We start from the raw sequence: 25,636 nt of genomic DNA on the forward strand, positions 1-25,636 counted from the left end.
CGCGCCTCTAACTGTAAAAGCTTTGTGCCAGCGAGCCGACAAGTAGCTGCCAACCGTCTACCAACACAAACAGCATCAGCTTAAACGGCAACGCGATTGTGGCTGGTGGTACCATCATCATCCCGAGCGCCATCAGTACGCTGGCAATCACCAGGTCGATAATCAGAAACGGAATAAAAATGGTAAAACCTATCTGGAATGCTGTTTTCAACTCACTGGTGACATAAGCGGGTAGCAAAATTCGCATCGGCACGGCTTCTGGTCCCTGTAATGGACCGCTGTTTGCTAAGCGCGCGAAGAGTGCCAGATCGGCTTCACGGGTCTGGCGCAACATAAACTCACGCAGCGGCTGGGCGCCTTTCTCCATAGCTTCCTGCATGGAGATCTTCTCTTCGCTGAACGGTTGATATGCGTCGACGTAGATTTTATCGATCACCGGCGACATGATGAAAAAGGTCAAAAAGAGCGCCAGGCCCAGTAGCACCTGATTAGGTGGTGCAGAGGGGGTACCCAGCGCATTTCGCAGGAGACCGAAAACAATGATGATGCGGGTGAAGCTGGTCATCATCAGCAAAATTGCAGGCAGGAACGTCAGCGAGGTGATGAACACCAGTGTCTGCACGGGCAAAGACCAGCTTTGTCCGCCGCCCGGCAACGGCTGACTAACCAGACCCGGGAGTTGGGCGAGGGCAACGGGACTGAAAAGCCACAAGCCTGCCAGCGTGAGGGATAACAAACGGCGCATCAGGATCTCCCAGAACGCTTAAGCAAACTCTTCATCATGGCCTGGAAATCCGCAGGGGAGGCCGTTTTTTCTTCTGCATCGGCAGGTGCCGGGGGCAGGGTGTGCAGGACGTTAATCTGCGAGGCTGTGACACCCAGTACCAGACGGGTATCTTCGACCTCGACAATCACCACGCGCTCACGTGGACCCAATGAGGTGCTGGCCGTGACTTTCAACCCGCGTGTACCGGCACTTTTGGGGGCAAACCCCAGACGTTTAATGACCCAGGCCACCGCCAGGATCAAGACGATGATCCCGAGCAGCGCGCCGCTTACCTGCACCAGCGGTGAGCCGGGAACGGCGGCGGGTTGAGAAACGGTAGCCTGGGTATTCATGATTAACGGCTCAGACGGCGCATACGTTCAGACGGGGTGATAATGTCAGTGATACGCACACCGTATTTATCCGCGACCACGACGACTTCGCCTTGGGCAATCAGATAACCGTTGATCAGGATATCCAGCGGTTCGCCTGCCAGGCCATCCAGTGCGACAACCGACCCCTGCGTCAGGCGCAGCAGCTCTTTGATGGTCATGCGGGTACGGCCCAGTTCGACGGTCAGTTTGACCGGAATGTCCATGATCAGGTCGATGTCCTGCAAAGCACCGCTGACGTCGCCGCCACCTAACTGCTGGAATACCGCATCGGCCGCACTTTTGGTGGGCGTGGTTTTTTGCTCGTTTAACGCGTCAGCCCACAGATCGTCCAATGCGCCAGTGTTCTCATCGGACGGATTATTCATATCACTCATTTGGGCTGTTCCTCATTCAGCGAATTCAAAATCGGGTTTATCAGATGTTCTACGCGTAACGCATACTGACCGTTTACGGTGCCATACTGGCTGGTCAGCACAGGCACGCCGTCCACATGAGCAATAATGCGGTCGGGTTTTTCAATCGGCAGTACATCGCCGGGTTTCAGTTTTAAAATCTGGGATAGCCGCAGCGGAATGTCGGCAAAGTTTGCCACCAGCTCCAGCTCAGAATGCTGAACCTGACGCACCAGATTATTGCGCCAGTTCTGATCTTCATTACGCGAGTTTTCCAGCGGCGGATTCACCAGCAGCTCACGCAACGGCTCAATCATGCTGAATGGCAGACAGATGTTAAATTCACCGGTCAGGTTGCCAATTTCAACGTGGAACGGGGTGTTCACCACAATGTCGTTCGGGGAGGTGGTGATATTGGTAAATTTCACCTGCATCTCGGAACGGACGTATTCCACTTCCAGCGGGTTGATGGCCTTCCACGCATCGCTGTAGCCTTCCAGCGCCAGCTTCAGCATGCGGTTGATAACGCGCTGTTCTGTGTGCGTAAATTCGCGGCCTTCCACTTTCGTCGGGAAACGACCATCACCACCGAACAGGTTGTCTACGGCGATAAATACCAGACTTGGTGAGAACACAACCAGACCCGTACCGCGCAGCGGCTTCAGGTGGATTAAGTTCAGGTTAGTCGGAACCGGCAAGTTGCGCGCAAATTCGTGGTAAGGCTGGATACGGATCGCCCCCACGGTAATATCCGGGCTACGGCGCAACAGGTTAAATAACCCCATACGGAACTGGCGCGCAAAGCGTTCGTTAATGATCTCCAACGCCTGTAAACGCTCACGTACCACGCGACGCTGAGTGTTGGGATCATAAGGACGAATATCGCTTTCTTTTGCGATACCTGAAATGGGTTCGTCTTTGGTTTCGCTATCGCCGTTCAGCAATGCGTCGATTTCTGCCTGAGAAAGAATACTGTCGCCCATGTCTTTACCGCAGAATAAAAGCTGTATAAAGAACGTCGGTGACAACCTGTTTCGGCTGCCCAACAACAAGCGGAGTCGCCAGCGTCTCTTTGATAGCGGTAATCAGCTGTTGCTTACCTTCCTCGGTGGCGAGTGTGGCCGCATTCTGACGAGAAAATAGCAGCAGCAAGCGGCTGCGCACTTCCGGCAGATATTCGTTAAGACGTGAACGTGTCGCCTCATCTTTCATGCGCAGTGTGATACCTATATACAGCACACGGTCTGCATCACCCAGATTGACGGTAAAGGTATCCAGCGCAAAGAACACTGGGGCTGGCGGTGGAGCCGGTTCCGCTTTGACGCTGGCGGAAGGCTGCTGCTGCATGCGCCAGTAGCTATAACCTGCAGTTGCGCAGGCGGCGAGGGTAATTAATACCAGCAGAGGGATCCAAATAGCGCGTTTACTTTTTTTGTTAATCGCGGAGTCAGTCATCAGATACGGGCTTCCTGTTTCGGTACAGCTTATGGGCTGATTATCCCGTGTCCTGTCCACGACAAAGCGTGGAAAAGACGCGGATAATCATGCTACCTCTGGCGTTAGGCGAAGATGTCTACTGCGCCATCGCCGCGGGCAGCGGCTTGCAGCGAGGCTGGGGTTGCCAGTATTGCGTCATCTTCAGCGGCAAAAATGTCTTGTCCTTGAGCGCGACCAGACTGCTGTTGCTGTCCGGAAGACTGCTGATGGCCAGCGAAGCTTTCACTGCTGATGTTGCTTTGTCCCAGTTGGATCCCGCTTTCAGCCAACTGTGTACGCAGCATCGGTAATGCGGCTTCCAGTGCGGCGCGCACGTGACTGTGCGGTGAAACCATTTGTAACTGCGCGAGGTTATCGTCCAGCTTGAGCGAAATATGTACCTGACCCAGGTCCTGCGGATGCAGACGCAGCTCTGCGCTTTGCTGGCCCTGGCGCGTGAACAAGGTGACGTGCTGGCTCAGCGATTGCTGCCATTCATGGCTACCTAACGGAGCGCTTAACACCGGCGCGGCCGTCGGTAACGGTTGTGCGTGTGTTTGTGAACCACTTAGCGGGGCCGCAGTCATGCCAATGCTGGTCGGTGACGGGGTGCTGTCGATTTCAGTTCTGGCGTTCGCTGCCGCCGTCAGCGGGGTTAATGCCGGGTTGTTTGCCTGATTAGCACCACCGCCAGCAATCGTGACATCCGCTTTGCCTTTTTTGGCATCACCAGGCAGTAATTCGTCTGCATTATCAGTTGCCGCGCCGTGTACCGCGCCTCGTGACAATGCGGAAAGCGCCGCATCAACAGGGGCTGGTGCGCTATCGACGGCAGGCGTAGCCAGTGGTTGTCCTGGCAGCATGGCGAACAACGCGCTCAGGTTGGCGAGATCGTCATCACTCAGCGTAGTGTTTTTTTCGTCTTGCTGCGCGACTTTGCCCAGTGTCGTCAGGGCATTCGCTTTCAGTGAAGGCGTGAGAGCGGACAACAGTTGCTGAGCGTCAGTCATGTCGGCAAGAGAAGTCTCGGTTTGCAGCTCCTGTTGCGCCAGCAGATCGGTTAATTTGACCGACGGTGTGGCATCGCCATTTTTTTGCAGCAACCCTTTTTGCAGCTTACTGCTGGCCGCCTGTAAGTCGGCAAGCGACAGCGGGGCGTCTTTACCTTGTGCGTCGCCCGCACCTAATGCGCCAGCCAGTAGCGCTAAAAAATCTTCGGGTGAATCTACCGCTTTGCTTGACTGAAGACCTGCGGCTACATCGGTGTCGGTGGTAATCAGTTGGGGTAAAGTAATCATTCGGGTTTCCTCATAGCTGCGCGCTGAGCAAATTCATCCATTTTTTTCTGATCCAGACGGTTTTCGGCCAGTAACGCCGCCGAGGTTTGTCTGTCCTGCAACGTCTGCCACGCCTGTAATCGTTGTTTTTTGTCGCGCCAACTGTTCAATGCCTGGTCTACTTTCTGTGTCCATTGATTGAGCTGTTGGCGATGTTGCTCAATCGCTTTTTCCAGCGTCTGAATAAATTGTTGGTAATTGATCCAGCGATTGCTGGTAATACCCTGGCCCATGTCGTTGTTCAGATTGTTGCGATACTCATGCTGATAATCGATCAGCATTTTCAACTGCTCTTCCGCCTGCTGACAGCCACGACGCATCTCTCCCAATAAGACAGCAGCGTCATCTACCTCTTTTTCAGCCAGGTCTTTCAATGTTGCTAATGCACCATGTTGTGCCATGACCTATGCTCTCCTGCTTAATCACACACCAGGGAAAATCAGTTCCAAAGCTTGTAGAGAATCTTCCCAGTCAGCCCGTTCAAAAATACCTTGCTGTAAGAATGCTTCCAGCTGCGGCCATAAGGCGATGGCTTTATCCAGCATCGGATCGCTGCCTTTGGCATACGCCCCCACGCTGACCAGATCACGGTTACGCTGGAAGCTGGACAGCAACTGTTTAAAGTTACGCACCCGTGCATAGTGTTTTTCACTAATGAGTGCGGTCATGGCGCGGCTGATCGAGGCTTCAATATCGATGGCCGGATAGTGACCCGCCTCGGCCAGATGACGAGACAGCACAATGTGACCGTCCAGAATCGCGCGCGCGGAATCGGCAATCGGGTCCTGTTGGTCGTCACCCTCGGTCAGTACCGTATAAAACGCGGTGACTGAACCGCCGCCGTGGATACCGTTACCGGCCCGTTCGACCAGCGCCGGTAACTTAGCGAATACTGAGGGTGGATAACCTTTGGTTGCCGGTGGCTCGCCGATCGCCAGGGCTATCTCACGTTGTGCCATCGCGTAGCGGGTGAGGGAGTCCATAATCAGCAATACATGCTGTCCGCGATCGCGAAAATCTTCGGCGATGCGCGTGGCGTAGGCCGCGCCTTGCATACGTAACAGCGGCGAGACGTCCGCCGGAGCGGCAATCACTACCGAGCGTGCGCGACCGTCAGCACCGAGAATATTTTCAATAAAATCTTTAACTTCGCGACCACGCTCGCCAATCAGACCCACGACGATAACATCGGCCTGGGTATAGCGCGCCATCATGCCGAGCAGGACGCTTTTACCGACGCCGGAACCGGCGAAAAGCCCCATACGCTGGCCGCGGCCAACGGTTAACAACGCGTTGATGGGGCGTACGCCGGTATCCAGGACGTGTTCAATTGCGGTCCGTTGCAGCGGGTTAAACGGCGGCGTAATCAATGCGCCGGTTTCGGTGGTATCCGGGGCGGGCAGTCCGTCGAGCGGTTTGCCGCTACCGTCCAGCACACGACCCAGCAGAGCAGGGCCAAGCGGTAATTGCTTCCCGCTTTGCAGACCTTCTCCGGCAATGTTCTTCGCGTATACGCGTGCGCCGGGCAGAACGCCTTCGACCTCTTCGAGCGGCATCAAAAACAGACGTTGACCGTTAAAGCCCACGACTTCGCTTTCGACCTCCTGGGTTTCGTTGCCGTCCTGGCGTTCAATGACGCAGGTGGCACCGAGCGGCAGCTGTAATCCTGTGGCCTCCAGCACCAGCCCGGTTGCGCGGGTCAGGCGACCATAACGACGCACCGCAGGCAGCAGTGACATTTTCTCTTCGAAGTTGTCCAGCGTATTGAGCCAGCGAGTCAGGCGAGTGGTCATTACACGACTCCTGGCGCTGCCAGACGGCAGAGTTCTTGCCAGCGTGTGGCGACGCTGGCATCCAGATCGCCTTCGTCGGCGGAGACTTTACAACCGCCGTGATGCAGAGTCGGGTCGCCGCGTAGCCGCCAGCCGTGCAGGCTGAGAGTGGCACCGAGCATCTCCTCTACACGCTGGAGATCGTCCGGATGTACGCGCAGCTGAGGTTTACCGCTAAACAGCGGTTCCTGTTGCAATAACTGTTGGATTTGCTTAATCAGCGCCGCGTTATCCACGATTGGCGTCTGACCAATCACCTGACGCGCAGCTTCCAGCGCCATTTGCATCAGTCGTGAGGCAATGACGCTATCCAGCGCATCCAGCGTATTCTGAAACTCACTCACCAGCTGTTGCATGCGGGCATGGATAGGCGCATGCTGTGCTCGCGCCTGGTTCTGGCCTTGCTCCAGCCCCTGGCTCAGACCTTCCTGATAGCCTTGTTCGTGACCTTTTTGTCGACCTTCCGCCAGCCCCGCGTTATACCCTTGCTCATGGGCCTGCATTTGCAGCTGTGCGAGCTGCTGTTCAAGCTGTTGCTCTGCGGAAAGCTGTGGCTCTTCAGCTTCTTCTGACAGCGGTGTTTCGCTGTGGTCGGCCAGTACGAACTCCGCCATCGGTGGGGCGAGGTCGTCCGGAGTCCAGACTTTCCACGGCAGTTCGTTAGACATAGGTATCCTCGCCGCTGCCTATCACCATCTCTCCAGTTTCCGCCAGACGACGCACAATAAGCAGAATGGCTTTCTGTTCGTTTTCCACCTGCGACAAACGCACCGGGCCGCGGTTGGCAAGGTCGTCGCGCAGAATATCGGCAGCACGTTGCGACATGTTGCGCAGGAACTTCTCGCGTAGCGGCTGTTCGGCACCTTTCAGGGCAATCAGCAGAGATTCGGAATCCACTTCCTGCAACAGGCGCTGGATACTGCGATCGTCGACGTCCACCAGGTTTTCGAACAGGAACATCTCGTCGATAATTTTCTGTGCCAGCTCGCCGTCGAATTCGCGTACGGCGGTAATAACCGCTTCTTCCTGCTGGGTTTTCATCAGGTTGATAATTTCTGCTGCCGTTCTCACGCCGCCCATTTTGCTGCGCTTGAGGTTCTGACCATCGAGCAGACCGTTCAGTACCTCGGTCAGTTCTGCCAGCGCGGCAGGCTGCACGCCGCCGAAGGTGGCGATACGCAGCATCACGTCGTGACGTAAACGCTCGTCGAACAGCGCCAGAATATCGGCGGCCTGGCCCCGTTTGAGGTGTACCAGAATGGTGGCGATAATCTGCGGATGCTCGTCGCGGATAAGGTCGGCGGCGCTTTGCGGTTCCATAAAGTTGAGCGTTTCAATGCCGCTGGTGGTATCGCGGGTTTCCAGAATATCTTCCAGCAGGCTGGAGGCGCGTTCCTCGCCCAGCGCTTTCACCAGCACGGAGCGCAGATATTCGTTGGCGTTGATATTCAGCGCGGCAAACTGTTCTGCTTCTTGCTCAAACTCGGCCAGTACTTCTGTCAACTGTTTGTTGGAGATCTGGCGTACGTTCGCCATCGCTGTACTGAGCGCCTGAACTTCGCGCGTGGAAAGGTGTTTAAACACCTCAGCCGCGCGATCTTCGCCAATGGTCATCAGCAGGATGACGCTTTTATCGGTACCGGTAAGGGCATTACTCATGATCGTTACTCATCCACTGGCGAATGACCAGCGCCACGACGCGCGGATCGTTATCTGACATTTCACGAATACGCTGGCTCATCACTTCTGCACCCAGACGTTGATTCGTACGACGCTGCTGGGTTTGTTCGTCTTTGCTGAGGCGAACTTCTACCGCTTCTTCGGTTTCCTGACGGATACGCGTTTGTTCTTGTACCGCTTTTGCTTCTTCGCTGCGGCGAACCAACTGCGGGCGAACAGCCTTACGCCACAGGATCCAGGCAACAAGCAGAACCAGCAACCAACGGCCTGCGGTCATCAACTGTTCAATAAAGACCTGCTGTTTCCAGAACGGCAGCTCGCCAAGGGAATCGTCGGTTGCCGTGAAGGGCGAGTTCACCACGTTCAGGGTATCGCCACGCTTGTCGGAGAAGCCCATCGCTTCGCGGGTCAGGTCCTCAATCTGTTTCATCTGATCTGCGGTTAACGGCAGCGGTTTACCGTCCGGCAACGTTTTATAGTTGACCACCACTGCAACCGAGAGACGCTGCACATCGCCGACGTTCATTTTGGTGTGGCGAATGGTACGGTCGACTTCATAGTTGCTGGTTTCATTACGCTGCGTACTGCGTGGACCAGCATTATTGTTGTTATTTGCCGTTTGCGTGGTTTGCGCATTTTGCTGATTAGCCGGAGGGGTGGCGATTGGCGCGGTATTAGCCGGTGCTGGTTGATTAGACAATGCGCCCGGTACGCCGCCTGGCGCTCCGCTCCCGATCTGCTCGCTGACGTTTAACTGGCGTGAACGCAGCACGGCCTGGGAATCATCACCGTTTGGACGGTACTGTTCTTCGGTTTGCTCTTTATTAGCAAAATCCAGTTGCGCGGTGACCTGCGCATGTACGTTACCGTTGCCGACAATCGGCGACAGGATCGATTCAATACGACGTTGAACGCGCCCTTCGACATCGCTGGCGTATTTCAACTGCGCATCGTTAAGATCGCGGCTGCTGGTATTTGACTGAGTTAACAGATGACCCGCCTGGTCGACCAGCGTAACGTTGCCCGGCGGCAAGCCTGCAACAGCGCTGGAAACCAGATGCGTGACCGCACTGATTTGACCTTCATCCAGTGCGCGGCCAGGTTCAAGGTTAACGGTCACGGAGGCTGAAGGCGCTTTTTGCTCACGCACAAACAGCGACGGTTTTGGCATTGCCAGATGCACGCGGGCGCGTTTTACCGGTCCCAGCGTTTCAATAGTACGGGCTAATTCACCTTCCAGCGCACGCTGGTAGTTGACCTGCTCGCTAAACTGGCTAATACCAAACTTTTCCTGATCCAGCAGCTCAAAGCCAACGGCGCCGCCCTTCGGCAGACCTTGTTGTGCCAGACGTAACCGCAATTCGTGAACTTTATCGGCAGGAACTTCTATAGCACCGCTTCCCTCAGTAAAACGATAGGGAACGTTCATCTGCGTCAGTTGGGCGACAATCGCGCCACCATCCTGATCGGATAGGTTGCTGAACAGTGTGCGGTAGTCAGGTGTTTTGGCCCACAGGACCATCGCCACGATGATAGCGACGGCAGCGGCTCCCGCCACAATCAGAGGAATTCTGGGATTCGCGCGCAGGCGGTTTAACCACTCGAGAGGTTTAAGCTGGGTTGCAGTCGATGCTGTCGCACTCATCTCGCACCTCGTGGCTTATCGTGGACGGCGTTTTTTGCAAAGTGGAACAAGACTCACTCCCGGGTCAGCAAACTCGAAAAATTGACGGTCTCATTATTTGCGGTTTCGAATTTTTCTATGCGTTAAAAACCGTGGTTTTTTATCGTTATTTAACGCCTTTATCTTATTGACTAACTGGTAATCTCAGCTAAGTAAAAAATCATCCAGGGGATCAGAATGTCGGCAATACAGGGGATTGAAGGGGTCATCAGCCAGTTACAAGCCACGGCGATGTCAGCAAAAATGCAGGATATGCAGCCACAACCGACCGTGAGTTTTGCCGGTCAACTGCATGCGGCGTTAGACAGGATCAGCGATGTGCAAACCGCGTCCCGTACGCAGGCTGAGAAATTTACCCTCGGTGAACCGGGTATTGCGCTGAATGATGTGATGACCGATATGCAAAAAGCGTCGGTATCAATGCAGATGGGTATTCAGGTGCGTAACAAGCTGGTGTCGGCCTACCAGGAAGTGATGTCGATGCAGGTGTAGGTTCACTAACCTAATCCACATGCATTTCGCGTCACTATCTGTGGTTTAATATAAAAGTGCATGGATGCACATCACATCGGTCAAATTCCCGGTATTTTATCTCAGTGAAGTTTCCTGTTTGTACCGTAAGGTATGCCTGATGCTGAGCCGTCGTCATGAGTATCATCTTACCGAAGAAAAAGCCCTCAAATTTCAGTATGAGGGCTCGTAATAGCTAATTATTGTATTTTCCTAAAAAGACTATAGCGGTGTTATCTGAAATAAATAATGAGTAATACTGGTTAGAGGATACAGGTTTGATTCCTTTGCTTATCATATTAGCCAGTTTGATTTTATTCTCTTGCACATCACTATAACCGTGCTGTGTTTGTAATAATCCTTTGTTAATTAATTGGAAGGATGCTAAAAACTCAGTGGCTGGAAAAACGAAATAACCTACAAGTGGTTTATTTTCTATTATCAGTTTTGCTCTTTCATTTGCATTTAACTGGCCTACAGTCCCAATCGAAACGATGTTCTTATGATTTGCAATATCCTGTGCAATCATGTTGAAAACAAAATCTTCATATTCTTGTTGTGCTTTCATTGTGTTGCCCAATTGAGCGCTAAAGGCAAGTGAGGCAATAACAGGAATCAGTGCTGCATATTTGAGGCGAGGGGCAAAATGCATGATTGGTATAGCAATTATAACCATTATAACTGAAAAGGAAACTAAAGTACGTGGAAGTACAGGTGCATCCTGAAGTAATATGGTTGGCCCCATAAGGGAAATGATGAATATTAAAAAAGAAATGGCGCCATATAAAATAAAGGACGCGATATTTCCTATGTGTGTACGATAAGAAATGAGCATAAACACACAACTTATTAACATCGGTATTGCGAAATAGATGTAAACCGGATGATAAAGATAAGAAAGGACTAACGCTTTTAAAGAAGCTAATGTTCCTGTGAGGTAATCCAATCCTCCTTTATCCAAAGGTATTAGCTCTGCGCGAGAGTTGTTTTTTGGAGAAAAGAAAAGCATATAGATAATGTAAAACGATAAAAATAGAATTGTTTTTTTGAATAAAAAGATTACGAATTCTTTGACTTTTACGTGTTGTTTTAACGCTATAATTATTACGTCAATAGCAAGTAAACCAATAAAAATGTTTGCACATGGCTGATACAATGTTAAAGCTAATATTCCTGATATTAGTTTTGTCGCAATCTCTAGTGCCAAATTTTTATTTGAATACGTATACGCAATTACTGCAAGGAAAAAAGCGATAGACATTCCCAGGCTATCGTATCGATAAGCGATATTTTGCAGAATGAATGGATTGAATATTAAAAGTGCGGCAACCATTTTTGCATTTGCAACATCTGATCTGATCAAATGTTTACTGAGCGCAAGTGAAGATGCACCTAAAAATACACAGGACGCGAGCATCGTGTACGGAAATAAGTCAAGATTGTAATGACCACTTGCAGAAAAAAATCTTGCTAAAATATCTGCAAAAGGACGGCCTAAGCCACGCCAACCATAATACCCACTTATGGATCTATCTAAGTCGTCCCTATAGTATATTCCAGCTTGTATTAAAGGATAGATGAATAATAGAGCCAGTCCTGAGTAAATAAAGAGTAATTTTTTATCGAGTTTAGAGAACATTTTTATTTCCATCTTGTTTTTTAACTATATAGCGTGGGCGTTGCTTGCTTTCGATGTATATTCTACCGATGTACTCTCCTAACACACCTATTCCAATTAGCTGAACACCACCAAGGAAGAGAATAGAAACAATAATAGATGGATATCCCGCCACTGGGTTTCCCCAAAATATTTTATCGGCAATCATCCACGCTCCGTACAAGAAGGATAAAGCAGCGACAAAAAAACCAATGTAAGTCCAAATCCGGAGTGGAAACGTCGAAAAACTGGTAATGCCCTCTAGTGCGAGATTCCACAATTTCCAACCGTTAAATTTTGAGTTGCCCGCAATACGCCCGGCTCGTGTGTATTCGACGACATCAGTACGACCACCAACCCAGCTCAGAATGCCTTTCATAAATAGGTTACGCTCTGGCATGAGTTTTATGTTCTCTACTACATGGCGGGACAGGAGTCTAAAGTCGCCAACGTTCTCTTCTATTTTGGGGTCACTGATTTTATTGTGTAATTTATAAAACCATTCAGCTGTTTTACGTTTTAGTTTCCCATCTGTAGAGCGATCAGAACGCTTTGCAAGTACAATATCTGCACCTGACTGCCATTTCTCTATCATGACCGGAATAACGTCAATGGGATCCTGTAGGTCAACATCAATCGGAATGACGGCTTCACCAGTGGCATAGTCAAGCCCCGCGCATATGGCTGGCTCTTTTCCAAAATTACGGGTAAATGAAACAGGAACCACGAGCTTATCAGATATCGCAAGCGCGTTGATGATTGATTCTGTTGCATCTTTGCTTCCATCATTGATGAATACGATTTCTACATCATGCTTTTTGAGTTCTTCAAATTCGCGAACATTTTTATAGAAAATTGGTATTGCGTCCTCTTCGTTAAAGACCGGAACGACCAAAGATATTTTCATTTCGCATCCCTAAAGACAATGAACTTAGAATAAATGAAACCGCATACCAAACTGATGGCTGAGAATAAGATTAAAGTGATGATAGGCGCCATACCTGACTTATCAGCACACAATCCTACAGCAGCGCTGAGTGTGCCCATGAAGCCAACATAGAGCATGTAGCGCATGGTTGTAGTCGATGACTTGAAAGTGAATCTTGCGTTTGCAAAGAAGCTGAACGATACCGCCACGAGGAAACCAGAAAAATTACCGAGAGCTTGTCCGGTGTGCAGCCCGTATATGCATATAGCAAAGACAATCCAGTGAATCATCGTGTTGATGACCCCTATGGATGTGTACTTTGCGAATAGTTTAAACATTATAAAAATCAGCGAATTCTTAGGGTCCGACAGTTTACCATCTGAGCATGGAACGATCGACCTGTGATACTAAGTAGATGAAACAAAGGCGGGAGCGCAAAGTTATGCACCTGATGTCGAGGCATGTTTAGTCACTGAACATTCTCCCGCCGCGCCAGGCAACGGGAGAATCGCATTACTTCTGAATCAAATAGCGGATCGTTGGGCCATCCTGCTGAATATCCAGCACCGTATAGCCGTGATTACGCGCATCCAGTGGAATATTGTTGATTGACTGCGGGCAATCGCTCACCACTTCCAGAATTTCACCTTTCTTCAATTGCGGCATCGCTTCCAGCGTGGCGACAGCCGGGTATGGACACGGTTCGCCGACCATATCGAGGCGATAATCAGGCACGATATTTTTCATACAGACTCCTTGGCAGGCGTCAGTCCTGCGCGACGGAAGAAGCGTTTTTCCCAGCCGATAATGAGCATCAGCGCGGCAAACAACAGCAGATAGGTCACCAGTAGGCCGCCGAGCGGACCGAAGGTGTTGAGCAGATTCACTTTGTCCCAGTTGGTGGCAAGCGCGGGAGCAAAATCATCCCAGTAGTAGGCCAGAATGGTCGAGCCAATAACGTTGCCAAGCCCAACCCACCAGTAATGCACCTGGCCTTCAACGGCGCGATACATCCAGCCGGTTTCACATCCGCCCGCTAAAACGATGCCAAAGCCGAACAGCAAGCCGCCGATCACCGCATTTGGACCCGCCCACATGATTTTAGGCTCGACGCCCAGTTGCACGTAGCTAAAGATACCGATGGCGCTGACCGCCATCCCGAAGATGATCGCTTTTGCCATATGGGTGCGACCAGAAATCCACAGGTCGCGGAAGGCGGAGGTGAAGCAGATTTGCGCCCGTTCAATCAGCAGACCGAACCCAACGCCAAACAGCATCGCCAGACCGAGCTTGGGTTTATCCATCGCGGTGAGCAGCGCCCAGCCGATCATGCCGATAAACACCAGCATGCCAAGGCGGAAACGGCGACGGGCCTGATCCGGCTTTTGCGTTAACGGCGAAGCGGCGGAGACTTTCTGCATTTTGACCGGAATACGAAACATCGGCAGCAGGGTAAAGCGTGCGCCAAACCATGAGCCGATTGCCGTTGCCAGCGCGAAAAACCAGGCATGTAGCGAGAACTGTGGAATGCCTGTGAAGAATGCGGCCAGGTTGCAGCCCATCGCGAGCCGGGCACCGAATCCGGCGATCATCCCACCAACTATCGCCTGCATAATGCGCACCCGGCTACGCGGCATGCGTAATTTGACGTTGTTAGCCCACAGCGCGGCAGCAAAACAGCCGCCGAACATACCGAGGATCATCATGCCGTCAATGCGGGTCAGGGGCGAGCCTTCGAGATGGATCAGCTTGTAGTATCCCCACTCTTCGGCGTGCACGCCAAACAGTTGCAGGATTTGCCCACCCCAGCGGGTGAATTCACCGGTAACGGCCCAGAAGGTTCCCGTAATGCCGAAATAATAAGTGGAGAGAATACCCGCTGCGATGACCGCAGGGGCGGGGGCCCAAAATTTAATTAACCAGGCCTGTTTGAAGTGTTGCCATGACATGCGTTGTGCCTCTGAACTCAGAAGGTATGTAACAAGAAGTGTGGATACTACACCGTTCAGAATTTTTGACTATGAGTAATAAGAGGTAACACCGTCTGGATCAATCTTTCTCAACGCTGCCGAAAGGCTGGCGACATCAGGCCTTTAATGCCACAATCCCATTTTCTTCGCATGCAGGATGAATGATGAAAAAATTAGCAATCGTTGGTGTATTTCTGGCGCTTACCGGATGCGCCGAAGTAGAAAATTATAACGACGTGGTGAAAACGCCAGCTCCAGCCGGTCTGGAAGGATACTGGCAGTCAAAAGGTCCGCAACGCAGTCTGGTAAGCCCGGAAGCGATTGCCAGCCTGGTGATAACGAAAGAGGGCGATACGCTGGATTGTCGCCAGTGGCAGCGGGTGATCGCGCTGCCGGGGAAACTGACGATGCTCTCTGGCGATCTCACCAACGTGACGGTGAAACGCGAGCTGTACGAGATTGAGCGCGAAGGCAATACGCTGGAATATGACGGTATGACGCTGCAACGGGTCGATCGCCCAACGCAGGAGTGCGCTGACGCGTTAAAGAAAACGCCGCTGGCCACACCGCTGCCATAAACCGTACGCCCCGGTAGCCTCTGGCCACCGGGGTTGAACTTTACAACACGTCCTCAATCACCCACACGCTGACGCTCCCGCCGTTACAGAAAAACGTTGCTTCACCGTTTTCATCGGTGACCACGCTTTCCTCGCGATTTCCCAGATAATCACGCCAGGTTTTATTGCCGTAATTCGCGCCGAGATTGATGGTCTTTTCCCCGTCATCGCCGTTTGACAGTACCACCACACAGCCGGGATCGTCGTCTGTTCCGCTGCGGCTAAAAGCGATACAGTTGGGATGATCGAAAAAGAGCGTCTGTACCCCGTGTGCGAAGCGCTGACGTGCGAGGATCAGTTCATCAAGCTGTTCAATGATCGGCATGTCGATAGGATAGGTTTCGCCATCGCCGCCAGTGTCTTCGTAATGCGCTCCGTAGAGGTCAGGGTAAAACACCGACGGTACGCCATTTTCACGCAACAGAATCAACGCATAAGCCAGCGGCTTAAACCATGGCTCGACGGGGGCTTCGAGTGCCTGTAAAGGTTGGGTGTCGTGATTGGCCACCAGCGTGACGGCATGAAACGGATCGGCTTCTACCAGGGTATCGGTGAAAATCTGGCTCATGTCGTAATCGCGACCCTGACGGGACGCTTCGTGGAATTTCATCTGTAGGGGAGCGTCGAACAGCATGGTTTTCCCCTCTACCTGGTTGATGTAGGTTTGTAGCTTGTCGACTTCGTGGGACCAGTATTCTGCGACGATAAACAGCGGCTTGGGCGCGACTTCCTGCACGTGCTCAATCCACTCTTTATAAAACCAGGCCGGAATGTGCTTGACGGCATCCAGGCGAAAGCCGTCGCAATGGGTTTGATCCATCACCCAGCGCGCCCAGTATTTGAGTTCCTCGGTGACGGCGTGATTACGAAAGTCGATGTTCTCGCCCATCAGATAATCAAAATTACCCAACTCATCATCAACCTGATCGTTCCAGCCTTCGCCGGTGTAATCGTTAACGATTTTAAAAATCCCGTCTTCGGTGGGATTCTCGATATGGTCAATGCCGCTGAAGCATTTGAAGTCCCATATGAATTGCGAGTACTGGCCTGCACGGGCAGGGAAGGTGTAGCGCGTCCAGCCTTCGCATTCGAAAATCTCATCGTCTATTTGCGTGCGATCCTCGGCGTTAACCCGTTGGACGCGGATCTTTTCTTTCTCATCTGCGCCCATTTTGTGGTTAACCACCACGTCCAGCAGTACGGCAATATCATTGTGCTTAAGCGCGTCTATCGCCGCCAGCAGCTGGTTTTTATCGCCGTATTTGGTGGCGACGGTTCCCTTTTGGTCGAATTCGCCCAAATCAAACAGATCGTAGGAATCATAGCCAACGGAATAACCGCCGGACGCGCCTTTATAAGCGGGGGGCAGCCATACCATATTGATGCCGATATCATTGAGTCCGCCTGCGCGTTCGGCAAGCTCGGGCCAGAGTTGACCGCCATCGGGGTAATACCAGTGAAAATACTGCAATAACGTGGGATTTTTCATCTTCCGTGCTCCAGAAGTCGTTTGGTCGACCTCTGGAGTATGGAAGATAATTCAGACGAGACGGGAAATTATTGTGGCGTAGTGGGGGCGTCGGGGACTAACAGCATGCCGGAAAGATTACTATAGGTAGACGTAAGGGTTCTTTGTTGATTACCGTTCTGGATGAGAACTTTCAGCTCATCCATGCGCATGTTGAGTAGTCGCTTAACCTCGTTTTCGTTATCAATAATTGCCCGGAGTAGTCCCTTGATTTGGTTATGGGTAGAAGGGCCACTAGATAGGGCAGGATTCTGAGTCAATGTCTCGACCAGGCAAATATATTCCATTTCGCCTTCAACCAATTCATCCCATTTTTTTTCCGTTGCCAGCTTGAGCATTCGCTGGCTTACAGAATGAAGTCGTAGCCACTGTTGCAAGGATGAAGAGGATGTGCTCATTATTTTATATCCTGTGCTTTTGAATATGCTGGTTCTATTTCTTTCCACGCTTCTGATATGTTGTTTAATAAAGCATGGACTTCAGATATAGCTGCCCCATCATTATGTAAGTTTGCCTGCAATAATCGGAGAGTCATGTAATCATAAAGACTATCAAGATTGTCGCATAACTCAGGATTTATGCTGCGGTCGAGTCCTGACTGTAAGCCATTGGATATAATATTTATGGCTTTAGTTAGAGCCTTTCCTTTACCAGGTACATCTCCTTGCTCTAGTAAAATTTGCGCCTTTTTTAAGGCGCTAAGAGCGCCGTCAAAAAGCATGTTAACGAGCTGATAAGGGGAGGCACTCATAACAGCACTCTCCACTTCTATTTGTGCATATGCGTTAATGCCAGCACGGTTATACATGCAAAAATCCTTACTACGAAGACATAGCGGTAAATTGTTGGTTTAAATAATTGCCGGTATTATTCAGCTTATTCACCAGCGTATCGAGTTGTGTAAACTGCTTTTTATAACGTTCAATGGTGTTGTTAATGCTGAGCGTGGTGTCATCAATACGAGTCTTCAATTTTTTTAATGAGTTATTGATACCATCTGTTGCACTTTGCACTGCACCATCATTTGCTAGAAATTGCTTCAACAACGCACTGGTTTCCACGCCAAAACCTGTTTTTTCACCATCACCCACAAAGAATTCAGTTACGCTGCCGGGTTTATCGTTCAGCGCTTTATCTAATTTGGTGCTATCTACTGTGAGTTTACCGTTAACATCCTGTGTAATACCCATTGATGACAGCGTTGCGTAATCAGTAGGTTGTGCGCTGATCACCATTGAACGCAGACGAGTCTGAATATTGCGCAGCGTTCCGTCGCCCATAAGATCTCCGTTACTGGAGTCCTGGTTATCACTACCTTGGTCAACCGCAGTATATTTTGTTTGCGATGTAATGGTTGTTTGCAGTGAGTTATAGGCATCAACAAATGACTGAATAGCCGCTTTCATTGCTGTGTTGTCGCGGGTGACAGTCAACTGTTCTGGCTTACTGGCTTCTGACTCTTTCAGCAGTGTTAAGGTCAGACCTTCTGGTGCATCTTTAATGGTGTTGCTGCTGCGTTTGATGGTGATATCGTTAATTTTAACTTCAGCATCTGATGCCTGTACTGTTTGTTTCAGTCCATTACCCGAGGTTGATTTAGGGTCATACGCCAGGTTATTTTTCAGTGTATCGTCGCCTGTCACGGTAACGGTCATCGCGTTGGAAACACCTGTCTCTTTGGACGTCAGAGATAAATAATAAGAATCGTCATCCGCCTTAACAATTGTGGCGGTAACGCTGCCATTTTGTTTATTGATCGCATCACGTATGCCCGTTAAAGAAGTTTGATCGTCAGTTAGGGTGACGGTCATTGGCTCTTTTTGACCTGGTTGAGTGATGGTAATTGTTCGGCTATCAGACGCAGTAGTGCCACCTATTTTATCTTTACTACTTGAGAATTCTTTTGAGGTCAGCGTCTGGGATTGCGCCATCTTCAGTACTTCAACTGAATAATTCCCTGCCGGCACACCGCCCTCTACCGTTGCGCTGAATGCGGTATTCTTACTGGTCACGGTTGTGGTAGCGATTTTATCTGCTTTTGCTAGCGCATCTGTTGCTGTTTGAACCTTCTGCAATGCACTTTTCACTACGCCCCAAGCGGTAAGTTGTGCTTTATAAGACGTCTGCTGAGTGGTTAAAGGGGTCAGTTTTTGTTGTTCGGCAGCATTTAATTTATCCAGTAACGCACTGAGATCTAGATTCGAACCGACTCCAAGAGAACTAACACTCGCCATCACATTTTCCTTTTGAATAAAAACCAATGGAGTGGGTATCGGCACATTACGCAAGAAGTTTAGCGAAAAGATCGTGCGAGCAATTGCACAATAAAGAGGCTTTTTCGGAAGGTATTCACGGGCTCAGAACAAAGACACACAAGACATATCTGTTTTAACACAAATCTAATATTGCTACGTCTATAGCACTGTGATCGAAAGTGCTCACTGTGATGATGAAATGATTAAAGCTTCGGGGTTGATGGTCGATAACGAATTTAACGGCACAGAAGCCGTAGGCCAGCGGCCTGAAACTAAACACTATTATGAAGGAAACTCAATTATGGCAGTAATCAATACTAACAGCCTGTCGCTGATGACACAGACTAACCTGAACAAATCTCAGTCTTCTCTGGGTACCGCAATTGAGCGTTTGTCTTCTGGTCTGCGTATTAACAGTGCAAAAGATGACGCTGCTGGCCAGGCGATTGCTAACCGCTTCACCTCTAACATCAATGGTCTGACCGTGGCTGCGCGTAACGCCAACGATGGTATTTCTCTGTCTCAGACCGCAGAAGGCGCACTGAGCGAAATCAACAACAACCTGCAGCGTGTGCGTGACCTGACCGTTCAGGCACAGAACAGCTCTAACTCCGCATCTGATATCGACTCCATCCAGTCTGAAGTTAACCAGCGTATGGAAGAGATTAACCGCGTCACCAAACAGACCGACTTCAACGGTATCAAAGTTCTGGACAACCGTGAAGCCACCGCGCAGAGCTATGACTTCCAGGTAGGCTCTAAAGATGGTGAGCAGATCAGCATTAATATTGGTTCAAGCGCGGGCTGGAACCTGGCAACTGCTGGAGTGGGTGGAACTTCAGGTACAGCGGTGAATACCAACCAGGCGGCTCTGGATACGGCTAAGACGAATTATGATACGGCATACACGACCGCAGCTAAAACCGCAAGCGACAAGGTTTATTCTGACAAAATCTTCTCCGCTGATGCGAAAGCTGCCTATGATGCTTATGATACTGAAACAGACGCAACCGCAAAAGCTGCGAAATTAGATATCTTCAAAACAGCTGCAGGAGTTGATTCTACGGCTACTTTCACTGGTGGTGACCATACAGCCATTAAAGCAGGCTATGCTGCCGCAGCAAACGCTACCCAGAAAGAGGCCTCTGTAGCAATTCTTGCGCCGAAAATGACAGGCTCAGCTGATGCCGCTGCGAAAGCGGGTGTAGAAGCGGGTAAAGTTGCAGGTACTAAATCTGCTGAAGCAACTCCTGGAGCAGTCGTGAACGGCAATATGCGTACCGTTGCGGCAAAAGGTTTTGATGTTCTGAACGGTACTGTTGATTCCACCGGTGCAACCAACGGTAGCCCGCTGGATGATATCGATACTGCACTGAAAGCTGTTGATACTCAGCGTAGCATCCTGGGTGCTTCCCAGAACCGTTTTGAATCTACCATCACTAACCTGAACAATACTGTTAACAACCTGACTGATGCACGTAGCCGTATTCAGGATTCTGACTACGCGACCGAAGTGTCCAACATGTCACGCGCGCAGATCCTGCAGCAGGCAGGTTCTTCCGTACTGGCCCAGGCCAACCAGGTTCCGCAGACCATGTTGTCTCTGCTGCGTTAATTTACGCTTATCGCGCAAACCCCGCTTCGGCGGGGTTTTTTAGCTTATTCCTCCGGTTTATTTATAACTGTCTGTATTTAAATATAATTATTTTCTCTCCAGGTGTTGTTTACATAGAAAAAAGCCTAAAGGTTTTAGTTTCATCGTCGATAACGAATTTAACGGCACAGAAGCCGTAGGCCAGCGGCCTGAAACTAAACACTATTATGAAGGAAACTCAATTATGGCAGTAATCAATACTAACAGCCTGTCGCTGATGACACAGACTAACCTGAACAAATCTCAGTCTTCTCTGGGTACCGCAATTGAGCGTTTGTCTTCTGGTCTGCGTATTAACAGTGCAAAAGATGACGCTGCTGGCCAGGCGATTGCTAACCGCTTCACCTCTAACATCAATGGTCTGACCGTGGCTGCGCGTAACGCCAACGATGGTATTTCTCTGTCTCAGACCGCAGAAGGCGCACTGAGCGAAATCAACAACAACCTGCAGCGTGTGCGTGACCTGACCGTTCAGGCACAGAACAGCTCTAACTCCGCATCTGATATCGACTCCATCCAGTCTGAAGTTAACCAGCGTATGGAAGAGATTAACCGCGTCACCAAACAGACCGACTTCAACGGTATCAAAGTTCTGGACAACCGTGAAGCCACCGCGCAGAGCTATGACTTCCAGGTAGGCTCTAAAGATGGTGAGCAGATCAGCATTAATATTGGTTCAAGCGCGGGCTGGAACCTGGCAACTGCTGGAGCGGGTGGGACTTCAGGTACGGCAGTTAATACCAACCAGGCGGCTCTGGATACGGCTAAAACCAATTACACAACAGCTTATAATAATGATGCAAAAACTAAAGGTGATGCTGCTGTTACCGGTGCAGATACAGAATTAAAGGCTTATGCAGCAAATCAGAATGCGGACACACTTGCTGCGTTGAATAAAAAGTTAGGCCTAGATTCAAATCAGTCAATAGATGCAGTCACACTTGGTGAAATCAAAACTGGCTATGCGGCCACTGGCGCAGTGACGGGTGATAAAACTGCTGCTGATGCTAAATTATCCACTTTAGTGGGTAAATCTGTTGCAGTAGTTGAATCAGCAAAAACAGCAGGTACTAAAGCTGCTGAAGCAACTCATGGAGCAGTCGTGAACGGCAATATGCGTACCGTTGCGGCAAAAGGTTTTGATGTTCTGAACGGTACTGTCGATTCCACCGGTGCAACCAACGGTAGCCCGCTGGAAGATATCGATGCCGCACTGAAAGCTGTTGATACTCAGCGCAGCATCCTGGGTGCTTCCCAGAACCGTTTTGAATCTACCATCACTAACCTGAACAATACTGTTAACAACCTGACTGATGCACGTAGCCGTATTCAGGATTCTGACTACGCGACCGAAGTGTCCAACATGTCACGCGCGCAGATCCTGCAGCAGGCAGGTTCTTCCGTACTGGCCCAGGCCAACCAGGTTCCGCAGACCATGTTGTCTCTGCTGCGTTAATTTACGCTTATCGCGCAAACCCCGCTCCGGCGGGGTTTTTTACATTTAGCTTTACCCGTAACCCCCAAATAACCCCCCATTTCACCCACTATTCACCCGATTAAAACCCCTGCAGAAACGGATAATCATGCCGATAACTCATTTAACGCAGGGCTGTTTATCGTGAATTCACTGTATACCGCTGAAGGTGTAATGGATAAACACTCGCTGTGGCAGCGTTATGTACCGTTGGTGCGTCACGAAGCATTGCGCCTTCAGGTGCGTTTGCCGGCGAGCGTAGAACTGGATGACCTGCTACAAGCGGGCGGCATCGGGTTATTGAATGCCGTTGACCGATATGACGCTTTGCAAGGAACGGCATTTACCACTTACGCAGTGCAGCGTATTCGTGGAGCAATGCTGGACGAACTACGTAGCCGGGATTGGGTGCCGCGTAGTGTTCGGCGCAATGCTCGCGAAGTGGCACAGGCGATGGGACAACTGGAGCAGGAATTAGGGCGCAACGCGACGGAAACCGAAGTGGCGGCGCGTCTGGCTATTCCTGTGCAAGAGTATCGTCAGATGTTGCTCGATACCAATAACAGCCAACTCTTCTCCTACGACGAGTGGCGGGAAGAGCATGGCGATAGTATTGAGCTGGTGACGGAAGAACATCAGCAGGAAAACCCGTTACAACAGCTACTTGAGGGCAACCTCCGCCAGCGCGTGATGGACGCGATCGAGGCGTTGCCGGAGCGCGAAAAGCTGGTGTTAACGCTGTACTACCAGGAAGAGCTGAATCTGAAAGAGATTGGCGCGGTACTGGAAGTCGGGGAATCACGGGTCAGCCAGTTGCACAGTCAGGCCATCAAACGTCTACGCACCAAGCTGGGTAAGCTATAGGGGTACATCTTACCCCTGAACAATGCCGCATTACGAATTGACTACCAGGAGTTCTCATGACGGTGCAGCAATCAAAAAGACGGCCTCTAAGCCGCTACCTCAAAGATTTCAAACACAGCCAGACGCATTGCGCCCATTGCCTCAAGTTGCTCGACCGGATCACGCTGGTTCGCCGCGGGAAAATTGTCAATAAAATCGCCATCGCCCGCCTGGACACATTGCTGAATGAAGCCGAGTGGGAACAGGAGAAAAAAGAGTGGGTGGCGCTGTGTCGTTTTTGCGGTGATTTGCACTGCAAAGAGCAAAGCGACTTTTTTGACATTATCGGTTTCAAACAGTTTTTATTTGAACAGACCGAAATGAGCCACGGCACGGTACGTGAATATGTTGTCCGTCTGCGTCGCCTCGGGAATCACCTGACCGAACAAAACATCTCTCACGATCTGCTGCAGGAAGGGTTCCTCGACGAAAACCTTGCCCCGTGGCTGCCGGAAACCAGCACCAACAATTACCGCATCGCCTTGCGCAAGTATGAGCAGTTTAAAGCCCATACCCACATGGGACATATGCAGAAATCCTCCTGGACAGCCAGTTCTGATATATATTAAAAACGAATAAGGTGTAACAGAGTCGTGTTTGTGGATCATGACAAACGCTTTACACTATGCTCATAAATAGCAGTCAATAATGACAATATTCGGGGTAACTATGAAATTAGCACTTCTGGGACGTCAGGCTCTGATGGGTGTAATGGCTGTTGCACTTGTCGCCGGAATGAGCGTAAAGACTTATGCAGATGAAGGTCTGTTAAATAAAGTTAAAGAGCGCGGCACGCTGCTGGTGGGCCTGGAAGGGACCTATCCCCCGTTTAGTTTTCAGGGCGATGACGGCAAGCTGACCGGTTTCGAAGTGGAGTTCGCTGAGGAACTGGCCAAGCACCTTGGGGTGAAAGCTAATCTGAAGCCGACCAAGTGGGACGGTATGCTGGCCTCTCTTGATTCCAAGCGCATTGATGTGGTCATCAACCAGGTGACCATCTCTGACGAACGTAAGAAAAAATACGATTTCTCTACCCCGTATACGGTTTCTGGTATTCAGGCGCTGGTGAAAAAAGGCAATGAAGGCGTTATTAAGACCGCTGCCGATCTGAAAGGTAAAAAAGTCGGCGTTGGTCTGGGAACCAACTATGAAGAGTGGCTGCGCCAGAACGTGCAGGGCGTGGATATTCGTACCTATGATGACGACCCGACCAAATACCAGGACCTGCGTGTAGGCCGTATCGACGCCATTCTGGTTGACCGTCTGGCGGCGCTGGATCTGGTCAAGAAAACCAAGGATACGCTGGCTGTAACCGGTGAAGCGTTCTCCCGTCAGGAGTCCGGCGTGGCGCTGCGCAAAGGCAATGAAGATCTGCTGAAAGCGGTTGATGCGGCCATTGCTGAAATGCAGAAAGACGGTACGCTGAAAGCCTTGTCTGAAAAATGGTTTGGAGCGGATGTGACGAAATAATCGGCATCCGATGAAAAAAGGCGCCTTAAACAGCGCCTTTTTTTATTTCATTGCGCCTGAGCGTGCATAATAAAAAGAACATCACAACAACGAATACCGGAGGCTGTATGCCGCTGCATAACTTAACGCGCTTTCCACGTCTGGAATTTATTGGCGCGCCAACGCCGCTCGAATATCTTCCACGTTTCTCCGACTACCTCGGGCGCGATATTTTCATTAAACGCGATGACGTCACGCCGATGGCCATGGGCGGCAATAAGCTGCGTAAGCTGGAGTTTCTGGCCGCAGACGCGCTGCGTGAAGGCGCTGATACGCTGATAACCGCGGGTGCCATCCAATCTAACCACGTTCGTCAGACTGCGGCGGTAGCGGCTAAGCTTGGCCTGCACTGCGTGGCGCTGTTGGAAAATCCGATTGGCACCACGGCGGAAAACTATCTCACCAATGGCAACCGTCTGCTGTTGGATCTGTTTAATACGCAGATCGAAATGTGTGACGCGCTAACCGATCCGAATGCGCAGTTGCAGGAGCTGGCGACGCGCATTGAAGCGCAAGGGTTCCGCCCGTATGTGATCCCGGTTGGAGGCTCTAATGCTCTGGGGGCGATGGGTTATGTGGAGAGCGCGCTGGAAATTGCCCAGCAGTGTGAAGGGGCCGTTTCGCTCTCTTCCGTGGTGGTCGCGTCGGGCAGTGCGGGAACGCATGCCGGACTGGCGGTGGGTCTGGAGCAACTGATGCCGGACGTTGAACTTATCGGTGTGACCGTTTCGCGCAGCGTCGCCGATCAAAAGCCAAAAGTTGTCACGTTGCAGCAGGATATTGCCCGTGAACTGGAGCTGACGGCCTCAGCGGATATCCTGTTATGGGATGATTATTTTGCGCCAGGCTACGGTACGCCAAACGAAGAGGGCATGGAGGCGGTAAAACTGCTGGCACGCCTTGAAGGCATTTTGTTGGATCCGGTGTATACCGGTAAGGCGATGGCGGGTTTGATTGACGGAATCAGCCAGAAGCGCTTCAAAGATGAAGGGCCAATCCTCTTTATTCATACCGGTGGGGCGCCTGCACTGTTTGCCTACCATCCTCACGTGTAACAACCAGGTCGAAA

At 50.8% G+C, this 25,636-nt stretch carries 28 protein-coding genes; 8 read left to right on the forward strand and 20 right to left on the reverse strand.

Features of this window, described 5'->3' with window-relative positions:
* Window positions 1-7: 7 nt before the first annotated feature.
* The 11 genes from fliP to fliF form a co-directional block, all read right to left on the reverse strand.
* A complete protein-coding gene (gene fliP / locus SK33_RS09570; RefSeq protein ID WP_003030427.1) occupies window positions 8-745 on the reverse strand; it encodes a flagellar type III secretion system pore protein FliP in 738 nt (245 codons plus the stop codon).
* The gene (fliO, locus tag SK33_RS09575) at window positions 745-1,122 is read right to left on the reverse strand and encodes a flagellar biosynthetic protein FliO (protein ID WP_113772682.1); all 378 of its coding nucleotides are present in this window, start codon (window positions 1,120-1,122) and stop codon (window positions 745-747) included. The genes fliP and fliO overlap by 1 nt, the downstream gene beginning before the upstream one ends.
* Window positions 1,122-1,535, reverse strand: coding sequence for a flagellar motor switch protein FliN (gene fliN, locus SK33_RS09580; RefSeq protein ID WP_003030433.1), 414 nt, complete (start codon window positions 1,533-1,535; stop codon window positions 1,122-1,124). The genes fliO and fliN overlap by 1 nt, the downstream gene beginning before the upstream one ends.
* Window positions 1,532-2,536: a flagellar motor switch protein FliM gene (gene fliM / locus SK33_RS09585; protein WP_048218013.1), complete on the reverse strand. Its 1,005-nt coding sequence runs from the start codon at window positions 2,534-2,536 to the stop codon at window positions 1,532-1,534. Before fliM ends, fliN begins: the two co-directional genes overlap by 4 nt.
* Before the next feature lie 4 nt (window positions 2,537-2,540).
* Window positions 2,541-3,008: a flagellar basal body-associated protein FliL gene (fliL, locus tag SK33_RS09590; RefSeq protein ID WP_003030435.1), complete on the reverse strand. Its 468-nt coding sequence runs from the start codon at window positions 3,006-3,008 to the stop codon at window positions 2,541-2,543.
* 104 nt (window positions 3,009-3,112) lie between these two features.
* Window positions 3,113-4,327 (reverse strand): flagellar hook length control protein FliK, encoded by a 1,215-nt coding sequence (fliK, locus tag SK33_RS09595; protein ID WP_048218011.1) that lies wholly within the window; start codon window positions 4,325-4,327, stop codon window positions 3,113-3,115.
* A complete protein-coding gene (gene fliJ, locus SK33_RS09600) occupies window positions 4,324-4,767 on the reverse strand; it encodes a flagellar export protein FliJ (RefSeq protein ID WP_003030438.1) in 444 nt (147 codons plus the stop codon). Before fliJ ends, fliK begins: the two co-directional genes overlap by 4 nt.
* 21 nt (window positions 4,768-4,788) lie before the next feature.
* Window positions 4,789-6,159 (reverse strand): flagellar protein export ATPase FliI, encoded by a 1,371-nt coding sequence (gene fliI / locus SK33_RS09605; RefSeq protein ID WP_003030440.1) that lies wholly within the window; start codon window positions 6,157-6,159, stop codon window positions 4,789-4,791.
* Complete coding sequence (fliH, locus tag SK33_RS09610; RefSeq protein WP_003030441.1) at window positions 6,159-6,866, reverse strand: flagellar assembly protein FliH; 708 nt, start codon at window positions 6,864-6,866, stop codon at window positions 6,159-6,161. Before fliH ends, fliI begins: the two co-directional genes overlap by 1 nt.
* A complete protein-coding gene (gene fliG, locus SK33_RS09615) occupies window positions 6,859-7,857 on the reverse strand; it encodes a flagellar motor switch protein FliG (protein WP_003030443.1) in 999 nt (332 codons plus the stop codon). Before fliG ends, fliH begins: the two co-directional genes overlap by 8 nt.
* Window positions 7,850-9,523, reverse strand: coding sequence for a flagellar basal-body MS-ring/collar protein FliF (fliF, locus tag SK33_RS09620; RefSeq protein ID WP_048218010.1), 1,674 nt, complete (start codon window positions 9,521-9,523; stop codon window positions 7,850-7,852). The genes fliG and fliF overlap by 8 nt, the downstream gene beginning before the upstream one ends.
* Window positions 9,524-9,739: 216 nt before the next feature.
* On the opposite strand from fliF, the gene fliE reads away from it, so the two are divergent.
* The gene (fliE, locus tag SK33_RS09625; RefSeq protein WP_003030448.1) at window positions 9,740-10,054 is read left to right on the forward strand and encodes a flagellar hook-basal body complex protein FliE; all 315 of its coding nucleotides are present in this window, start codon (window positions 9,740-9,742) and stop codon (window positions 10,052-10,054) included.
* 214 nt (window positions 10,055-10,268) lie between these two features.
* Here fliE and SK33_RS09630 read toward each other — a convergent pair whose 3' ends face one another.
* The 5 genes from SK33_RS09630 to yedE all read right to left on the reverse strand — a co-directional run bounded on the left by SK33_RS09630 (window position 10,269) and on the right by yedE (window position 14,606).
* Entirely contained in the window at window positions 10,269-11,711 is a 1,443-nt protein-coding gene (locus SK33_RS09630; RefSeq protein ID WP_048218009.1) for a glucosyltransferase domain-containing protein, read from the reverse strand.
* Window positions 11,701-12,636, reverse strand: coding sequence for a glycosyltransferase family 2 protein (locus SK33_RS09635; protein WP_032949547.1), 936 nt, complete (start codon window positions 12,634-12,636; stop codon window positions 11,701-11,703). The genes SK33_RS09630 and SK33_RS09635 overlap by 11 nt, the downstream gene beginning before the upstream one ends.
* Window positions 12,633-12,995, reverse strand: coding sequence for a GtrA family protein (locus SK33_RS09640; RefSeq protein ID WP_032949546.1), 363 nt, complete (start codon window positions 12,993-12,995; stop codon window positions 12,633-12,635). Before SK33_RS09640 ends, SK33_RS09635 begins: the two co-directional genes overlap by 4 nt.
* A 175-nt stretch (window positions 12,996-13,170) precedes the next feature.
* Window positions 13,171-13,404 (reverse strand): sulfurtransferase-like selenium metabolism protein YedF, encoded by a 234-nt coding sequence (gene yedF / locus SK33_RS09645; protein ID WP_000790504.1) that lies wholly within the window; start codon window positions 13,402-13,404, stop codon window positions 13,171-13,173.
* A complete protein-coding gene (yedE, locus tag SK33_RS09650) occupies window positions 13,401-14,606 on the reverse strand; it encodes a selenium metabolism membrane protein YedE/FdhT (RefSeq protein WP_003839093.1) in 1,206 nt (401 codons plus the stop codon). Before yedE ends, yedF begins: the two co-directional genes overlap by 4 nt.
* Window positions 14,607-14,791: 185 nt before the next feature.
* On the opposite strand from yedE, the gene yedD reads away from it, so the two are divergent.
* Complete coding sequence (yedD, locus tag SK33_RS09655; RefSeq protein WP_003030454.1) at window positions 14,792-15,205, forward strand: lipoprotein YedD; 414 nt, start codon at window positions 14,792-14,794, stop codon at window positions 15,203-15,205.
* 40 nt (window positions 15,206-15,245) lie between these two features.
* Here yedD and amyA read toward each other — a convergent pair whose 3' ends face one another.
* From amyA to fliD, 4 genes are all read right to left on the reverse strand, one after another.
* Window positions 15,246-16,733 carry an alpha-amylase gene (amyA, locus tag SK33_RS09660; protein WP_048218008.1) on the reverse strand — a complete coding sequence of 496 codons (1,488 nt, stop codon included), beginning with the start codon at window positions 16,731-16,733 and terminating at the stop codon, window positions 15,246-15,248.
* A gap of 68 nt (window positions 16,734-16,801) precedes the next feature.
* Window positions 16,802-17,170: a flagellar protein FliT gene (gene fliT, locus SK33_RS09665; protein WP_048218007.1), complete on the reverse strand. Its 369-nt coding sequence runs from the start codon at window positions 17,168-17,170 to the stop codon at window positions 16,802-16,804.
* Window positions 17,170-17,580 (reverse strand): flagellar export chaperone FliS, encoded by a 411-nt coding sequence (gene fliS, locus SK33_RS09670; RefSeq protein WP_048218006.1) that lies wholly within the window; start codon window positions 17,578-17,580, stop codon window positions 17,170-17,172. Before fliS ends, fliT begins: the two co-directional genes overlap by 1 nt.
* Before the next feature lie 13 nt (window positions 17,581-17,593).
* The gene (fliD, locus tag SK33_RS09675; RefSeq protein ID WP_048218005.1) at window positions 17,594-19,006 is read right to left on the reverse strand and encodes a flagellar filament capping protein FliD; all 1,413 of its coding nucleotides are present in this window, start codon (window positions 19,004-19,006) and stop codon (window positions 17,594-17,596) included.
* 322 nt (window positions 19,007-19,328) lie between these two features.
* On the opposite strand from fliD, the gene SK33_RS09680 reads away from it, so the two are divergent.
* From SK33_RS09680 to dcyD, 6 genes are all read left to right on the forward strand, one after another.
* Window positions 19,329-20,642 carry a FliC/FljB family flagellin gene (locus SK33_RS09680; RefSeq protein WP_048218899.1) on the forward strand — a complete coding sequence of 438 codons (1,314 nt, stop codon included), beginning with the start codon at window positions 19,329-19,331 and terminating at the stop codon, window positions 20,640-20,642.
* Between the two features lie 223 nt (window positions 20,643-20,865).
* Window positions 20,866-22,137, forward strand: coding sequence for a FliC/FljB family flagellin (locus SK33_RS09685; protein WP_178317564.1), 1,272 nt, complete (start codon window positions 20,866-20,868; stop codon window positions 22,135-22,137).
* 162 nt (window positions 22,138-22,299) lie between these two features.
* Window positions 22,300-23,019, forward strand: coding sequence for an RNA polymerase sigma factor FliA (locus SK33_RS09690; protein WP_003030465.1), 720 nt, complete (start codon window positions 22,300-22,302; stop codon window positions 23,017-23,019).
* Between the two features lie 56 nt (window positions 23,020-23,075).
* Window positions 23,076-23,627 (forward strand): flagella biosynthesis regulatory protein FliZ, encoded by a 552-nt coding sequence (gene fliZ, locus SK33_RS09695; protein WP_048218004.1) that lies wholly within the window; start codon window positions 23,076-23,078, stop codon window positions 23,625-23,627.
* 100 nt (window positions 23,628-23,727) lie between these two features.
* Window positions 23,728-24,528 (forward strand): cystine ABC transporter substrate-binding protein, encoded by an 801-nt coding sequence (tcyJ, locus tag SK33_RS09700; protein ID WP_003030469.1) that lies wholly within the window; start codon window positions 23,728-23,730, stop codon window positions 24,526-24,528.
* A gap of 107 nt (window positions 24,529-24,635) precedes the next feature.
* Window positions 24,636-25,622 carry a D-cysteine desulfhydrase gene (dcyD, locus tag SK33_RS09705; protein WP_048218003.1) on the forward strand — a complete coding sequence of 329 codons (987 nt, stop codon included), beginning with the start codon at window positions 24,636-24,638 and terminating at the stop codon, window positions 25,620-25,622.
* Window positions 25,623-25,636: the final 14 nt, after the last annotated feature.

This window comes from Citrobacter sp. MGH103 (assembly GCF_001034475.2).
Taxonomy (GTDB): Bacteria; Pseudomonadota; Gammaproteobacteria; order Enterobacterales; family Enterobacteriaceae; genus Citrobacter; species Citrobacter freundii.

Bases quoted from the DNA above. Each gene is read 5' to 3' on its own strand.
- fliP (WP_003030427.1), bottom strand. From the start codon at position 745: ATGCGCCGTTTGTTATCCCTCACGCTGGCAGGCTTGTGGCTTTTCAGT.
- fliN (WP_003030433.1), bottom strand. From the start codon at position 1,535: ATGAGTGATATGAATAATCCGTCCGATGAGAACACTGGCGCATTGGAC.
- fliM (WP_048218013.1), bottom strand. From the start codon at position 2,536: ATGGGCGACAGTATTCTTTCTCAGGCAGAAATCGACGCATTGCTGAAC.
- fliL (WP_003030435.1), bottom strand. From the start codon at position 3,008: ATGACTGACTCCGCGATTAACAAAAAAAGTAAACGCGCTATTTGGATC.
- fliK (WP_048218011.1), bottom strand. From the start codon at position 4,327: ATGATTACTTTACCCCAACTGATTACCACCGACACCGATGTAGCCGCA.
- fliJ (WP_003030438.1), bottom strand. From the start codon at position 4,767: ATGGCACAACATGGTGCATTAGCAACATTGAAAGACCTGGCTGAAAAA.
- fliI (WP_003030440.1), bottom strand. From the start codon at position 6,159: ATGACCACTCGCCTGACTCGCTGGCTCAATACGCTGGACAACTTCGAA.
- fliH (WP_003030441.1), bottom strand. From the start codon at position 6,866: ATGTCTAACGAACTGCCGTGGAAAGTCTGGACTCCGGACGACCTCGCC.
- fliG (WP_003030443.1), bottom strand. From the start codon at position 7,857: ATGAGTAATGCCCTTACCGGTACCGATAAAAGCGTCATCCTGCTGATG.
- fliF (WP_048218010.1), bottom strand. From the start codon at position 9,523: ATGAGTGCGACAGCATCGACTGCAACCCAGCTTAAACCTCTCGAGTGG.
- fliE (WP_003030448.1), top strand. From the start codon at position 9,740: ATGTCGGCAATACAGGGGATTGAAGGGGTCATCAGCCAGTTACAAGCC.
- SK33_RS09630 (WP_048218009.1), bottom strand. From the start codon at position 11,711: ATGTTCTCTAAACTCGATAAAAAATTACTCTTTATTTACTCAGGACTG.
- SK33_RS09635 (WP_032949547.1), bottom strand. From the start codon at position 12,636: ATGAAAATATCTTTGGTCGTTCCGGTCTTTAACGAAGAGGACGCAATA.
- SK33_RS09640 (WP_032949546.1), bottom strand. From the start codon at position 12,995: ATGTTTAAACTATTCGCAAAGTACACATCCATAGGGGTCATCAACACG.
- yedF (WP_000790504.1), bottom strand. From the start codon at position 13,404: ATGAAAAATATCGTGCCTGATTATCGCCTCGATATGGTCGGCGAACCG.
- yedE (WP_003839093.1), bottom strand. From the start codon at position 14,606: ATGTCATGGCAACACTTCAAACAGGCCTGGTTAATTAAATTTTGGGCC.
- yedD (WP_003030454.1), top strand. From the start codon at position 14,792: ATGAAAAAATTAGCAATCGTTGGTGTATTTCTGGCGCTTACCGGATGC.
- amyA (WP_048218008.1), bottom strand. From the start codon at position 16,733: ATGAAAAATCCCACGTTATTGCAGTATTTTCACTGGTATTACCCCGAT.
- fliT (WP_048218007.1), bottom strand. From the start codon at position 17,170: ATGAGCACATCCTCTTCATCCTTGCAACAGTGGCTACGACTTCATTCT.
- fliS (WP_048218006.1), bottom strand. From the start codon at position 17,580: ATGTATAACCGTGCTGGCATTAACGCATATGCACAAATAGAAGTGGAG.
- fliD (WP_048218005.1), bottom strand. From the start codon at position 19,006: ATGGCGAGTGTTAGTTCTCTTGGAGTCGGTTCGAATCTAGATCTCAGT.
- SK33_RS09680 (WP_048218899.1), top strand. From the start codon at position 19,329: ATGGCAGTAATCAATACTAACAGCCTGTCGCTGATGACACAGACTAAC.
- SK33_RS09685 (WP_178317564.1), top strand. From the start codon at position 20,866: ATGGCAGTAATCAATACTAACAGCCTGTCGCTGATGACACAGACTAAC.
- fliZ (WP_048218004.1), top strand. From the start codon at position 23,076: ATGACGGTGCAGCAATCAAAAAGACGGCCTCTAAGCCGCTACCTCAAA.
- tcyJ (WP_003030469.1), top strand. From the start codon at position 23,728: ATGAAATTAGCACTTCTGGGACGTCAGGCTCTGATGGGTGTAATGGCT.
- dcyD (WP_048218003.1), top strand. From the start codon at position 24,636: ATGCCGCTGCATAACTTAACGCGCTTTCCACGTCTGGAATTTATTGGC.